Here is a 13,728-nt window from a genome sequence, read left to right as displayed (position 1 = left end):
GCGGCGTCCCGGGTGCCGGAGCGGACCGCCCTGTCACGCGTCGATGATGACCGGGATGATGAGGGGCTTGCGGCGGTGGGTGCGGAACGCCCAGGACGCCACCGCGCGGGCGATGAGCTGTTCGAGCTGGTGGGCGTCTCCGACGCCTTCCTCGGCGGCCTTGGCCAGGACCTTCTCGATCACGGGAACGACCGGTTCGAACGTCGTGTCGTCGTGGACGAAGCCCCGGGCGAGGAAGTCCGGAACCTCGGCCAGCGCCCCCGTGTCGGCGTCGACGATCGCGACGACCGTGACGACGCCCTCCTCCGCGAGGGTGAGGCGGTCCTTGAGCGAGGCCTCGGTGGCGCCGCCGACCGTCATGCCGTCGACGTACACGTAACCGGCCGGCACCTTGCCCGTGATGGACGCGCGCCCGTCGACCAGGTCGACGACGACTCCGTCCTCGGCGATGACCACCCGGTCGGGGTCGACGCCGGTACGGATGGCCAGGTCGCCGTTGGCCCGCAGGTGGCGCCATTCGCCGTGCACGGGCATGACGTGCCGGGGCTTGACGATGTTGTAGCAGTAGACGAGCTCGCCGGCGCTTGCGTGCCCCGAGACGTGCACCTTGGCGTTGCCCTTGTGGACGACGTGGGCGCCCCACCGGGTCAGTCCGTTGATCACCCGGTAGATGGCGTTCTCGTTGCCCGGGATGAGGGAACTGGCGAGCAGGACCGTGTCGCCCTTGCCGATGCGGATCATGTGGTCGCGGTTGGCCATCCGGGACAGCGCGGCCATGGGCTCGCCCTGCGAACCGGTGCACACCAGGGTGATCTTGTTGTCGGGCAGCTTCTCCAGTTCCCGCAGGCTCACGATCAGCCCGGACGGCACCTTCAGGTACCCGAGTTCGCGGGCGATCCCCATGTTGCGGACCATCGACCGGCCCACGAAGGCGACCTTGCGGCCGTGCTGGTGAGCGGCGTCCAGCACCTGCTGGATGCGGTGCACGTGGCTGGCGAAGCTGGAGACGATGACCCGCCTCGGGGCCGTACGCATGACCTGCTCGATCGCGGGATTCAGGTCGCGCTCGGAGGTGGTGAAGCCGGGTACCTCGGCGTTCGTCGAGTCGGTGAGGAAGAGGTCGACACCCTCCTCGCCGAGCCGGGCGAAGGCCCGCAGATCGGTGATCCGCTCGTCCAGCGGGAACTGGTCCATCTTGAAGTCACCGGTGTGCAGCACCATCCCGGCGGGCGTTCGGATCGCGATGGCGAGACTGTCCGGGATGGAGTGGTTGACCGCCACGAACTCGCAGTCGAAGGGGCCGAACCCCCGCCGGTCGCCCTCACGCACGCGCACGGTGCGCGGCCTGATGCCGTGCTCCTTGAGCTTGGCTTCGAGGAACGCCAGCGTCAGCTTCGAGCCGACGACGGGAATGTCCGACCGTTCGCGCAGCAGGTAGGGGACAGCGCCGATGTGGTCTTCGTGGCCGTGTGTCAGCACGACTGCCACGACGTCGTCCAGACGGTCGCGGATCGAGGTGAAGTCGGGGAGGATCACGTCCACCCCGGGCTGGGTCTCCTCGGGGAACAGCACGCCGCAGTCCACGATGAGCAGCTTGCCGGCGTGCTCAAAGACGGTCATGTTGCGGCCGATCTCCCCCAGACCGCCCAGGGCGACGACCCTCAGCCCTCCGGCGGGCAGGGGAGGGGCGGCTTTGAGTTCGGGATGCGGATGGCTCATAGCTTGTGACGTTACCCGAGGCCGCGCCGCAGATCCTTTACGGGTTGACCCAGCAGGTTCACCGGAACACCCGAGTGGGTTGCCGTGCCGCTGCGTAACCATGCGGTCCGCGGTTGTCACCCGTCTGTGACGACGGCCTCAGTTCCTGAACGCGATCACGGGGCAGGTTCAGTGGGGGGACAGGCCGTCGTTCACCTCGCCGGTCGATCGATCGAGTGATGGCGGTGACCCTGCTTTCCTTGTACGAGCGTCCCGTGCTTATATTTGCCACACGGCAACAATCGGACGGAGCTAGATCACCCCGGCCGGCTGCGAGGCCAGGCGTCGTCGGTGGGGGTCGTGAAGGGATTTCTGGTGAGCAGCAGCGAGGCCGTGGCCCGAAAGCGCGTCGCCGACGCCATGCGCGGACGTGTCGAGGAGATAGCCGACCGGTGGGTGCGGCTGCAGGTGCAGCAGGCAGCCCTGAGCGGCGGAACGAGCGAGAGCGAGCTGCGCGAGGAGGCGGACACGCTGGTCGCCGCCCTCGTCACCGGTCTCGACAGCGCCCTGCCGATCGACCGCGTCGCGAGCTCGCACACCGAACTCCGCCGCGCGGTGACCGATCTCTCCATGAACAGGGCGCGGGGAGGCGAGTCCCCGACCGCCACGGCGCTGGCCGTTCTCGCCCTCAAGGAGGCGCTCCTGGAGGCCGTGCAGGAGAGCACGCAGGACAGCGGTGAGCTGTTCTCGGCGGCATTGCTGATCAACAGGCTGCTGGACGGGGCCGGAGCGCTGTCGTTCGACACGTACGTCGAGGGGCGCGAGGAGATCATCCGCCGGCAGAGCAGGCAGCTGCTGGAGGTGTCCACTCCGGTGGTCCGGCTCTGGCGCCAGGTGCTCGGCGTGCCGCTGATCGGGACGCTGGACACGGCGCGTACGCAGGTGGTGATGGAGAACCTGCTCCAGGCGATCCAGGACCAGGAGGCGACGGTCGCCATCATCGACATCACCGGTGTGCCGACGGTGGACACGGCGGTGGCCCAGCACCTGATGCAGACGGTCAACGCGGTCCGGCTGATGGGGGCGGACTGCATCATCAGCGGAATCCGTCCGCCGATCGCGCAGACCATCGCGCAGCTCGGTATCGACCTGTCGACCATCATGACGCGGGCGACTCTGTCCGACGCGCTGTCCGAGGCCATCAAACTCACCGCTGGACCCCTGCCCACCCCCGACGCGCCGGCAGTGCGATGAGCGGCCCCACGTCCACCGGCGTCCCCATCCTGCGCCTCGGCGACGTCCTGATCACCGGGCTGCTCAACGAGCTGGACGACAAGGCGGCGCTCGCCTTCACCCACGAGCTGACGGAGCGCATCTCGGCGGACCGGGTGCGCGGCGTGCTGATCGACATCTCCCGCCTGGAGATCATCGACTCCTTCGTCGCCCGTACGCTGATGGAGCTGACCATGATGGCCAAGCTGCTGGGAGCGCGGGTGATCGTCGCCGGAATGCGGCCGCCCGTCGCCATCACGCTGGTCGAACTGGGCATCGAGCTCGTCGGCGTGGAGACCGCCCTGAACGCGGAACAAGGCATGGCCGCCCTGGGCTGGCACCAAAGTCAGCAGCCCCCGGAAGGGGCCCACCGTGACTCAACTCGCTAACACCTCCACCACCTCGCGCGCCGCCCGCACCGACACCCCGGACGGCGACGCCGCCGCGGAGCCCGGCACGACGCGGGTGGTACTGACCACGGAGGAGGACCTGCTGACGGTCCGCCACGCGGTGCGTGCGGCCACTCTCGCGGTCGGTTTCGGCATCGTGGACCAGACCCGGGTGGTGACCGCCGCCAGTGAGCTGGCGCGCAACGCCTACATCCACGGCGGGGGAGGGGTGCTCACCATCGAGTACCCGCGTCGCCACGGCGTCAGGGGACTGCGGCTGACGATACGTGACGAGGGCCCCGGCATCACCGACGTGGACGCGGCGCTGGTGGACGGCTTCACCACCGGCGCGGGTCTGGGGCACGGACTGGGCGGTGCGCGTCGTCTGATGGACGAGTTCGAGGTACGGACCGTTCCGGGCGGTGGTACGACGGTCGTCGCCACCCGGTGGGTGCCGCGTTGACCCGTCGGGTCGTGCCGCCCACCGTCCTGGTGCGCATCGATCACTACAGCGCTGTCCACCTGGCGGCGGCGACGGCCCGCTCGGTCGCCCAGGAGTGCGGACTTCCCGGTGCGATGCCGGACCGGGCCGCCGTACTGGCTTCGGAACTGGCCAGCAACGTGGACAAGCACGCCAAGGACGGCGCACTGTACATCCAGCCGCTGCCCCTGGGAGTGGGGCTGGAGATCCAGGCGGCTGATCGTGGTCCCGGCATGCCCGAGCTCCAGCGGTGTCTGGCCGACGGCTACACGACGACCGGCACGCTGGGCGCCGGCCTGGGGGCGGTGAGCCGCATCGCGTCGGATTTCACCATTCGCACCCAGGTCGGCGTCGGCACCCTGGTCTGCGCCCGCCTGGCGCTGCCCGGCCAGCCGCAGCACCTCTGCCAGGGCGCGGGACTCGTCTGCCTGCCCGCCGAGGGCGAGGCGGACTGCGGGGACGCCGCCGCCCTCGTGGAGCACGACGGGGTCCGTACCGCGATCGTCATAGACGGTCTGGGGCACGGGCCGCACGCGGCCGAGGCCGCCCAGACCGCCCTGCGGGCCTTCGGCGCCGCCGCGGACCGGCCGCTGTCCGGGATCATCACCGCCCTGCACCGGGCGCTGCGCCACACCCGGGGCGCGGCCGTCGGACTTCTGCGACCGCGTCCGGACCACGCGGAGTACTGCGGGATCGGCAACGTCCGCGCCCTGGCGCTCTCCCCCGACGGCGTCCACCACCGGCTGACCGGCCAGCCCGGCGTCGTCGGCTGGAGAATGCCCACACCCCAGTCACGCATGATTCCTCTGACCCAGGGAACAACAGCCGTACTCCACAGCGACGGCATCAACCACCAGTGGGCCCACGCCCCTTCCCCGTTCCAGCTACGCCTTCCACCGCCCCTGCTCGCCACAGCCGTCGCCCATGGACACCGTTCCGGCCGCGACGACGCAACCGTGCTTGCCGTCAAGCCTCACCTAGGGCCCCGATGACCGACAGTCTCTACCGCACTCTGCCGCCGTTGCGCCGGGCCGTGCGCCGCCTCGCACGCCAGCACCGCCTGCCCGCCGACGTCAGGGCCCGCCTCGTGCTGTCCGTGACCGACCTGGCCGACGGCGAACTGCGCGCCGGCCGGCCCGTCGCCCTGAGCGCCGCGCACGAGGCGATCCCCGCCCGCACGGGCACGGGAGCGGGCGGGGACACGGGCACGGACATGGCCACCGGCGCGGAGGCCCACTCCCACCTGCTCGCCGTCACGCTGCACTTCCCCGAGGTGCCCGGCCCGCTCACCGCGGCAGACCTCCCGCTGCCGGCGGCCGAGCCGTCGCGGGACTCCGTCACCTGGCGGATCCCCGTCTCCGAGCGGGAGGACGGCACTCTTCCGGCCGGACTCCCCGACGGCGGCGGCGGACACTGGACGGAGATGCGGGCCGTGGAGGAGGAGCTGCGCGCGGCGTTCGCCCGCACGGACGGGCTCGTCGCCGAGCACCGGCGTCTCAAGCACGAACTGGCCGAGACCAACGCCGGCGTCCTGGCCCTGTACGTACAGCTGGAGGAGCGCGACGAGCAGCTGCGCAAGGCACACGGCCAGATCCTCCAGGAGCTCGAAGACGCCCTGCGCCCGCAGCCGCTCACCATCGAGGGCCTGGAACTGGCGGTCCACTACGCACCGGCCGACCCCAACGCCCCCACCGGCGGCGACCACTACGACTGGTTCCAGCTCCCCGACGGCACTCTGCACATCACCGTCGTCGACGCCCTGGGACACGGCGTACGCAGCACCCGCAGCGCCCTCAACGTCACCCATGCCGTACGCACCCTCGCCCTCGAAGGCCACCCCCTCAAGTCGATCCTCGCGCGCACCCACGAGATCCTCATGCCGCTGGACCCGGAACTCATGGCCACGGTCCTGCTGGCCCGCCTCGACCCGGCCACCGGCGAATTGCGCCTGGCCAACGGCAGCCACCCTCCCGCCCTGCTGCTCCAGGCCGACGGCGCCGCCCGCTACCTGGAACTGCGCGGCAGAGGCATCGGCTACCCCCTGCCCGGCAGCGAGGAGATTCTGCACACCGACATCGACGCGGGCGACCTCCTCATCCTCTACACCGACGGCCTGACCGAGAGCCGCAGAGACCCGACCGAGGGCGAGCTGCGGCTCATCGAGGCGGCGCGCCGCCACGCGGCGAAACCGGTGACCGAGATCCCCGCGGCCATCGCCGCCGACATGCACACCGTCGTACTCCACCCCGACGACACCCTCGCCCTGGCGATCCGCTTCACCGGGCCCTCTCATGCGGGGGTGCCCGCGGCGCGAGCCGGAACCTGAGCGACCTCGGCCCGGACGGCGGGCGCCCGAACGACCATCCTTGCCCGGCCACCCCCACGGCCGGGCCCTGCTGCGATTGCGACACGTTCCTTGCCTGCACGCTCGATGCCACCGGAGAGCTCCCCGGCGGGCGCCCCGGGTCCCACGGATCACGCCGCCCCCGGCATGGCGCCCACGCCGCTGACCGACCACGAGATAGCCCTGGTACGCGCCGGGTTGACCGTGGTCGAACCCTACGCGGCCGACCTGACGGTGTACTTCTACACCATCCTCTTCGCCCGCTACCCGCAGGTGCGAGAGCTCTTCCCGGACGACATGGACGTCCAGCGCGACCGGCTCCTGCGCGGCCTGCTGCGCATCGTCGACCTGGTCGGCGACCCGGAGAACCTCGTGCGCTTCTGCACGCTGCTGGGGCGCGACCACCGCAAGTTCGGCGCCCTGGAAGCGCACTACCCCGCGGTCGGCGAATGCCTCCTGGCGTCCCTGGCCCGCTACGCCGGCGCCGCCTGGACCCCGGACGTCGAAGCGGCCTGGACCCGCGCCTACACCACGGCGGCCCGGGTGATGATCCTGGCGGCCGCCGACGACACCCGGCTGCGCCCCGCCACCTGGGCGGCGCAGATCGTCCGGCACGAACACCGCGGCCACGGCATCGCGGAGATAACCGTCCGCACGGAAACGCCCTATCCGTACGAGGCCGGCCAGTACGTCAGCATGCAGACGCCCTGGCAGCGCAAGGCGTGGCGCCAGTACTCACCCGCCAACGCCCCCCGCGCGGACTCCACCCTCACCTTCCACATCCGTGCCGTGCCCGGCGGCCGGGTCAGCAACGCCCTGGTCCACCGCGCGGCCCCAGGCGACATCGTCACGCTCGGGCCGCCGCAGGGCGACATGACGCTGGCCGCCGCCGGGGACCGCGACCTGGTGTGCGTCGCCGGCGGCACCGGCCTCGCACCGATCCGCGCCCTCCTCGAACAGGCCGCCCTCGGCGACATGCGACGCTACGTCGACCTCTTCGTGGGAGCCCGCACCGCCGAGGAGCTGTACGGCCTGGACGACATGCTGAGGATGGCGCAGCGTCAGCACTGGCTCTCCGTACGGGCCGCCGTGTCGCACCAGCACATCGCCGGCCGCGAGGGGACCCTGCCGCAGGTGTTGCGCGAATTCGGACCCTGGGGGCAGCATGAGGCCTTCCTGTGCGGGCCGCCCGGCATGGTCACCGCCGCTGCCCGGATCCTGCGCAACGAAGGCGTCCCGGCTGCCCGGATCCACCACGACCCGCTCAGCGATCCCGTCCTGACCACGCCCCTCGCACCGTCCAGACACGAGCCCGAGAGCGAATACCTGTGAACAGCCACGACGCCGCGCCCTCGCGCGGGGAGCGCATGCTGCAAGACCATCTCGGCACCGTGCAGCGAGCCGACGCCTTCTACGACCGGCAGGTTCACCCCCGTCTCACCGAGACGATGCGTGACTTCATCGGCCGGCAGTCGATGCTCTTCCTCTCCACGGCCGACGCCCGAGGCCACTGCGACGCAAGTTTCCGCGCGGGGCCGCCGGGATTCGTCACCGTCCTCGACGACCGCACCCTCGCCTACCCCGAGTACCGGGGGAACGGCGTCATGGCCAGCGCCGGCAACATGGCGGAGAACCCGCACGCCGGGCTGCTGTTCCTCGACTTCACCCACCACCACATCGGCCTGCACGTCAACGGGACGGCCCGGCTGCTGGACGAGCGGGAACTGCGCGGGGCCAACCTCCTCATACCGGTCGACCCGGCCCCCGGGCGCCAGCCCGAGTTCTGGGTCCACATCAGCGTCGTCGAGGCGTACATCCACTGTTCCAAGCACATACCCCACCTCGAACCGGCCCGCCGCCCCCAGGGCCCGTCGCTCAAGCGCCCGAAGGACGCGGACTACTTCGTCGCGGCGCCGGCCGACCGCCTCGTCGCGGACCGGTAGCCCCGTACCGGCGGCGCCCGGCCGGAAAGGGGGCGGCTGACAATCGCTCCCCGGAATGAGAGAGTGGTGGGATGCTCCGCACCTTGCACTCCACCGGTCATCAGCAGGTGGCCCACGACGCATGCGCGGCATTGGAGCTGCTCCAGCTGCTGTGGGGCCGTGGCCAGGAAGCCGCCCCCTCGGGCCCCGTCTCGCCCTCGCAACTGCGCGCGCTGACCGCGCTGGAAGGCCAGGAGGGCGTCAACCTCCGCGCGCTGGGAGAAGCGCTCGGATCGCGGCCCTCGTCCGTGAGCCGACTGTGCGACCGCCTGGAGGCCGCCGGCCTCGTCGAGCGGTTCCCCAGCGCGACCAGCCGCCGTGAGATCGAGGTCCGGCTGAGCCGGCGCGGACACGCCGTACTCGCCGACTTCCGTACGTTCCGCGTACGCGAGCTGGAGGCGGTGCTGCGCGAGATGGCGCCGGCGAAACTGGCCGCGCTGGCCGAGGGGCTCGAAGCGTTCCACTTCGCTGCCGCCGCCCGCGTCGGTCCCGGCGGCGCGTCCGACGGCGCCGGGCGCCCGGCGGACATCGCCTGACGCCACGGCCGCCGAGCATGCCCGGCCGTCGGCAGGGCAGGATGAACCCGCGTACGGCGCGGTGAGGAAACCGCGGGGCTCTGTCGCCGTCCATGCGGGATCGTCACGGACCTCGAGGGAAGAAACCATGACCAACCAGCCCGGTCGATGGCTCGGTGCGGCAGAGAGCGCGTTGCGGGCGGCGCCGCCCACCGCTCTGCTGTCCACCGCACACGCGTTGCTCGCCCGCCACGTCGACGCCCGCTCCGTGACGGTCCTCCTGGCCGACTACGGCCTGGCGGTGCTCCAGCCGGTGACGCGTCTGCCCCACACGGGCGAATCGGTCCCGGTGCACGGCACCCACCCCGCCGGGCGCGCCTTCTCGACGCAGGCCGCGGTCATGGAGGTCACGGCGGAACCGGGCACGGTCACGGTGCATCTGCCCGTCACCGTACGCGGAGACCGGCTGGGCGTGCTGTCCGTACACCTGCCGGAGTCGGCGGCCGGGGCGCCGGGCATCCTGGAGCTGGCCGCCTTCGCCACGGCGGTCGGCCACGAACTGCTCGTCGCCGAACGCGACACCGACCTCTACCTCCAGACCCGCCGGCGCAAGCGCCTCACCCTGGCAGCCGAGATGCAGTGGCAGCTCCTGCCCGGCCGGGGGTTCGAAGCGGCCGAGTACGCCCTTGGCGCTCACCTGGAGCCGGCCTACGCCATCGGCGGTGACAACTTCGACTGGTCGCTCACCGACGACCATCTGACCGTCACCGTGTCGGACGGGAAGGGGCAGGGCATCCAGGCCGCGCTGCTGACGAACCTCACCGTCAGCGCCCTGCGCAACGCGCGCCGTGCGGGAGTCTCCCTGGCCGACCAGGCCTGCCTCGCCGATCAGGCCATCTACGGAGAGTACGCCGGAGCCCAGTACTCGGCGACGCTCCTGCTGCGTTTCGACCTGGCCACCGGCCACGTGCGGGCGGTCGACGCGGGCTCCCCCCGGCTGTACCGCCGGCGACGGGAGAGCGTGGAGCGGCTGGAGCTGGACACCCAGGCGCCGCTGGGCATGTTCGAGGAGACGGAGTACCACGAGGAGTCGTTCCACCTGGAGCGCGGCGACCGCCTCGTCGTGGTGAGCAGCGGTGTGCACAGCGCGCAGTCGAGGACGAAGGCCGGCGTCTTCGGCGAGGACGCCCTGCGCGAGACCATCGCGGCGACGGGCGGCTCGACGACGCACGAGACGGCCCGTGCCGTCGTCGAGGCGCTGATGCAGTACCACGGCAGTCACGACCTGCCCCACGACGCCGCCGTCGTCTGCCTGGACTGGCGCGGCAGGACCGGCTAGCCCGGCAGTTCCCGGTCGGCGTCGACGCCGCCGGGCCGGGCCGCCGCCCGGGCGAAGGCCAGCAGACCCGACAGAAGCTGCCGGCGTTCGGCGGGCCGCATCCGGCTGAGGACGGCGGCGAACATCTCGTGGCGGCGGGCGAACAGGGCGTCGATCAGCTCGTTCCCCTGGAGCGTCAGGACCAGCCCGATCTCCCGACGGCTGGTGGGCGCCGGTTCGCGGCGCAGCAGTCCGGCCGCTTCGAGCCGGTCGCACAGCCGGCTGACCGCCGGCGGGGCGGCCCCGACCTCTTCGGCCAGCCCGGTGAGGTTGATGCCCGGCCAGCGCCGGACGATCAGCAGTGCTTCCAGCTGGAGCGCGGACAGGCGCGGGGAGGCGGTGCGCGTGGCCTGTGTCCAGGTGGCCACCACCGCTTCGGCCGCCGCGGTCAGCTGGGAGGCGAGATCGCCCGCAGAGTCGTCCGGTGGTCCCGCACGCTCCATACGGCCGTCACTCCCATGAACATCCGCGCACCGCCTTCAGGAGGCCGACGCTGTCGTCGCACGCATTCCAGACTCTATTACGGGTCATCTGCCCGCTCTGTCGAAAGTATCCCTGCACGGGCGTCTTTCCCTCGCGCCGCGACAGACGGCTGCGCGGTTGCTCGGGACCGCGTCGGACGACGGGCACACCACGCACAAGCGGCCCACCCGCTACGCCGGACACAGCCGCCCCCGGTGAGAGGGCCCACCGGAGCGCGACACCCGTCGCGCCCCGCCCCGGGACCGCCGCCCGTACCGGGGCAGACGCCGACCGCGCGGCCGGACGAACCGTTACCTTCGAACGTCAGTTGGCCACTGGCGCAGGCCACCACCCGGTGACGTCAGCCCGTGGCCGCCATGGTCTTCCTGGCCAGCTCGTACGCCGGGAGCATCTGCTCGTGCTCCTGGGTGTCCAGGCCGCCCAGGTGCAGTACCACCGTGCCGCCGGGGGCTCCGACGGCGAGCGCCCGCTCCTTCTTCGGCTCGTCGAGGAGTTCGCTGGTGATCAGGTAGGTGACCTCGACGGCAGGGAGCTCACCGGCCTCGGTCTCCCGGTAGCGGATCGTCCCCGCGTTCTTCTCGTCGGCCATGAAACCTTCGAGCACCTCGCGCGGCGAGCCGCCGCCCTCGCCGGTCCACACCCGCAGATAGCCGATGTTCCCGGCCGGCTTGGCGTCGATCTCGCAGACGAGCTTGACGGGACCCTGCCGCGCGAGGGAGCTGAACACGTCGTCCTCGTCGCCCGCCGTCACCTTCTCCGCCGTCCAGTCGGCAGCGGTCCTGAAGGTCACGGGCAGGGCGCACGCCGTCCCGCTCCCGCCGAGGGCCGCGCCCTCGGCGTCGTCCCGCGTCCCGGCCGGTGCGCTGCCGCCCGGCTTCTTGGCCGGCTGGTCCCGGGCGGCCGCGCCGCCGTCCGGCGCCGACGAACAGCCGGCCAGCATCAGCACCGCCACCGCCACCGCCGCCACGGGCCCGATGCCCCGCGCCACGTTCTGCCCCATGAAGAACCCCACCCCTGAGCTTGATCGATCGCCGCAGGCTATCCCAGCGTCCGCGCACGCATCCGTGCGGTGGTCCGCCAGCGGGGCCAGGACGGTCCTGCCCCTTCGGGCCGGACGCCGCCCGCCCCCCGTGCGACCGGCGCGTTGCGTGGCAGCGGGCCTGCGCCCGCGTGCGCGACCCGCCGCGCGTGGCCTGACTCACGCCGAGCACCCGGCGCGTCCCGGGGCGGGGGCCGCATGGTTTCGGCCGGACGGGGCAACTGGTGTGCTGGAGCCCTGGAGGATGCCATGACCATGACCGGACAGCGGGCCGAGCCGAGCCCGGGAGAAGCCGCCTGCGACGGATGCAGAGCCGACGACCGCCCCGAACCCCGCGACGCCGAGCAGGAAACCGCGCGTGAGCGGGTCAACCGGCGGTGGAACGAGATCCTGCAGGAGACCCGGGTCGCGCAGACGGGTGTGCAGATCCTCTTCGGCTTCCTGCTCAGCGTCGCCTTCACCCCGCTCTTCCACGACCTGGGCACCTTCGACCGGACCGTCTACGTCATCACCGTGGTGTGCGGCGCGTCGGCCACCGGATCGCTGATAGCCCCCGTCTCCATCCACCGTTTCCTGTCGGGGCAGCGGATGAAGGACGACGTGGTGGAGGTCGCCGGCCGTCTCATGATGTGTGGCATGGTGTTCCTCGCCCTGACCATCGGCTGCACGCTCCTGCTCATCCTGCGGGTCGCGATCCCGGACTTCCTCGGCGGGGCGCTGGCCGGCGCGGTCATGCTGTGGTTCGGTCTGTGCTGGTACGCGCTGCCGCTGTGGCTCAGGCGGCGCGCCGCCCGGCGTCCGGACGGCGACGCCCTCTAGGGCGTTCCCGCAGCAAGGGCCGGGGCGCAGTGCTCCGGCCGTACCTTCAGGGCTTCGGCAGAGTACCGCCGCCCGACCCCACCCGTACCAAGGAGCCGTCGCAGATGACCTCTCACACTCTGGAAGCGCAAGCCGCCCCGCCCGGTGAGGACCGGAGCGCGCGGATACGCCGGCGTCTGGAGCGGCTGATAGGCATCGCGGCCACCGAGGGCAACGCCGTCCTCCCGTTGCGCAACGGCGACGAGATCTTCACCGCGATGCTGGAGGGCATCCGCTCGGCCCGGCACACCGTGGACATGATGACGTTCGTGTACTGGAAGGGCGACATCGCCCTCCAGTTCGCCGAGGCGCTCGCCGAGCGGGCGAGCGCGGGGGTACGGGTCCGGCTCCTGTTGGACGGCTTCGGCAGCCGGCTCATCGAGACCGACCAGCTGGACACCATGGAGCGGGCCGGGGTCCAGGTGATGTGGTTCCGCAAGCCGTTGCGGCTCTCGCCCTTCAAGCAGAACCACCGCTGCCACCGCAAGGTCCTCGTCGTCGACGAGCAGACCGCGTTCACCGGCGGGGTGGGGATCGCCGAGGAGTGGTGCGGCGACGCCCGCGGCCCCGGCGAGTGGCGCGACACCCACGTGCAGGTCCGCGGCCCCGCGGTGGACGGCATCGCCGCCGCGTTCGCGCAGAACTGGGCGGAGTGCCACGACGAACTCTTCGACGACCGCGACCGGTTCGTCGAGCACAGCCCGCAGGGCGACGCGGTGATCCAGGTGGTCAGAGGCTCGGCCAGTTTCGGCTGGCAGGACATGCAGACCCTCATGCGGGTCATGCTGGAGTCGGCCGAGGAACGCTTCCGGCTGGCCACCGCCTACTTCTCACCGGACGCCTTCTTCGTCGAGCTGCTCTGCGCCACCGCACGCCGCGGCGTGGAGGTGGAGATCCTGCTGCCCGGCCCGCACACCGACAAGCGGGTGTGCAAGCTGGCCGGCCAGCACTTCTACGAGGAGCTGACCGCCTGCGGCGTGAAGATCTACCAGTACCAGCCGACGATGATGCACGCGAAGGTGATCACGGTCGACCGTACGGCGGCGCTGATCGGCTCCACGAACTTCAACCGCCGCTCGCTCGACCACGACGAGGAGGTCATGCTCGCCGTCCTGGACGAAGAGTTCACCGCGACGCTCGACTCCCACTTCGACGACGACGTGGCCCTGAGCGATCGGATCAGCGAGGGCCGCTGGAAGCGCCGCTCACTCACCCAGCGGGCCCGCGAACTCGCGGTGCAGCCCATACGCCGCTTCCTGTGACGGCGCCGGCCCCGGCCGGCGGACCGG

The 13,728-nt window shown here is 71.6% G+C and carries 14 protein-coding genes; 11 read left to right on the top strand and 3 right to left on the bottom strand.

Translation table 11 applies throughout. The annotated features are described in order from the left end of the window. Positions 1-33: 33 nt before the first annotated feature. Positions 34-1,719: a ribonuclease J gene (locus tag IE185_RS15715; RefSeq protein ID WP_138893850.1), complete on the bottom strand. Its 1,686-nt coding sequence runs from the start codon at positions 1,717-1,719 to the stop codon at positions 34-36. A gap of 354 nt (positions 1,720-2,073) precedes the next feature. Here IE185_RS15715 and IE185_RS15710 point away from each other — a divergent pair, with 354 nt between their 5' ends. The 9 genes from IE185_RS15710 (at position 2,074) to IE185_RS15670 (ending at position 10,020) form a co-directional block, all read left to right on the top strand. Further along, a complete protein-coding gene (locus IE185_RS15710) occupies positions 2,074-2,952 on the top strand; it encodes an STAS domain-containing protein (protein WP_138893851.1) in 879 nt (292 codons plus the stop codon). Further along, positions 2,949-3,359: an STAS domain-containing protein gene (locus IE185_RS15705; RefSeq protein WP_138893852.1), complete on the top strand. Its 411-nt coding sequence runs from the start codon at positions 2,949-2,951 to the stop codon at positions 3,357-3,359. The genes IE185_RS15710 and IE185_RS15705 overlap by 4 nt, the downstream gene beginning before the upstream one ends. 76 nt (positions 3,360-3,435) lie before the next feature. Next, positions 3,436-3,822, top strand: coding sequence for an ATP-binding protein (locus IE185_RS15700; protein WP_170198236.1), 387 nt, complete (start codon positions 3,436-3,438; stop codon positions 3,820-3,822). Then, on the top strand, positions 3,819-4,832 hold the full coding sequence (locus IE185_RS15695) for a SpoIIE family protein phosphatase (RefSeq protein ID WP_208766342.1): 1,014 nt from the start codon (positions 3,819-3,821) through the stop codon (positions 4,830-4,832). The genes IE185_RS15700 and IE185_RS15695 overlap by 4 nt, the downstream gene beginning before the upstream one ends. Next, positions 4,829-6,166, top strand: coding sequence for a PP2C family protein-serine/threonine phosphatase (locus IE185_RS15690; RefSeq protein WP_138893854.1), 1,338 nt, complete (start codon positions 4,829-4,831; stop codon positions 6,164-6,166). Before IE185_RS15695 ends, IE185_RS15690 begins: the two co-directional genes overlap by 4 nt. Before the next feature lie 165 nt (positions 6,167-6,331). Continuing rightward, positions 6,332-7,516 carry a globin domain-containing protein gene (locus IE185_RS15685; protein WP_138893855.1) on the top strand — a complete coding sequence of 395 codons (1,185 nt, stop codon included), beginning with the start codon at positions 6,332-6,334 and terminating at the stop codon, positions 7,514-7,516. A gap of 35 nt (positions 7,517-7,551) precedes the next feature. Further along, positions 7,552-8,127, top strand: coding sequence for a pyridoxamine 5'-phosphate oxidase family protein (locus IE185_RS15680; RefSeq protein ID WP_138893856.1), 576 nt, complete (start codon positions 7,552-7,554; stop codon positions 8,125-8,127). Between the two features lie 71 nt (positions 8,128-8,198). Continuing rightward, a complete protein-coding gene (locus IE185_RS15675) occupies positions 8,199-8,702 on the top strand; it encodes a MarR family winged helix-turn-helix transcriptional regulator (RefSeq protein WP_138893857.1) in 504 nt (167 codons plus the stop codon). Positions 8,703-8,829: 127 nt separating this feature from the next. Next, a complete protein-coding gene (locus IE185_RS15670; RefSeq protein WP_138893858.1) occupies positions 8,830-10,020 on the top strand; it encodes a PP2C family protein-serine/threonine phosphatase in 1,191 nt (396 codons plus the stop codon). Here the strand turns inward: IE185_RS15670 and IE185_RS15665 are convergent. Both IE185_RS15665 and IE185_RS15660 read right to left on the bottom strand, forming a co-directional pair. After that, positions 10,017-10,502 (bottom strand): MarR family transcriptional regulator, encoded by a 486-nt coding sequence (locus IE185_RS15665; RefSeq protein ID WP_138893859.1) that lies wholly within the window; start codon positions 10,500-10,502, stop codon positions 10,017-10,019. The two genes, IE185_RS15670 and IE185_RS15665, sit on opposite strands and share 4 nt — an antisense overlap. Positions 10,503-10,882: 380 nt before the next feature. Further along, a complete protein-coding gene (locus IE185_RS15660; RefSeq protein ID WP_138893860.1) occupies positions 10,883-11,542 on the bottom strand; it encodes a lipoprotein in 660 nt (219 codons plus the stop codon). Between the two features lie 288 nt (positions 11,543-11,830). Here IE185_RS15660 and IE185_RS15655 point away from each other — a divergent pair, with 288 nt between their 5' ends. Then, positions 11,831-12,400, top strand: coding sequence for a DUF6328 family protein (locus IE185_RS15655; protein WP_138893861.1), 570 nt, complete (start codon positions 11,831-11,833; stop codon positions 12,398-12,400). A 104-nt stretch (positions 12,401-12,504) separates the two neighbouring features. Beyond that, positions 12,505-13,701 carry a phospholipase D-like domain-containing protein gene (locus tag IE185_RS15650; RefSeq protein WP_138893862.1) on the top strand — a complete coding sequence of 399 codons (1,197 nt, stop codon included), beginning with the start codon at positions 12,505-12,507 and terminating at the stop codon, positions 13,699-13,701. Positions 13,702-13,728 lie beyond the last annotated feature (27 nt).

This window comes from Streptomyces chryseus (assembly GCF_014650755.1).
Taxonomy (GTDB): Bacteria; Actinomycetota; Actinomycetes; order Streptomycetales; family Streptomycetaceae; genus Streptomyces; species Streptomyces chryseus.
This window is presented reverse-complemented; position numbering and strand designations above follow the sequence as displayed.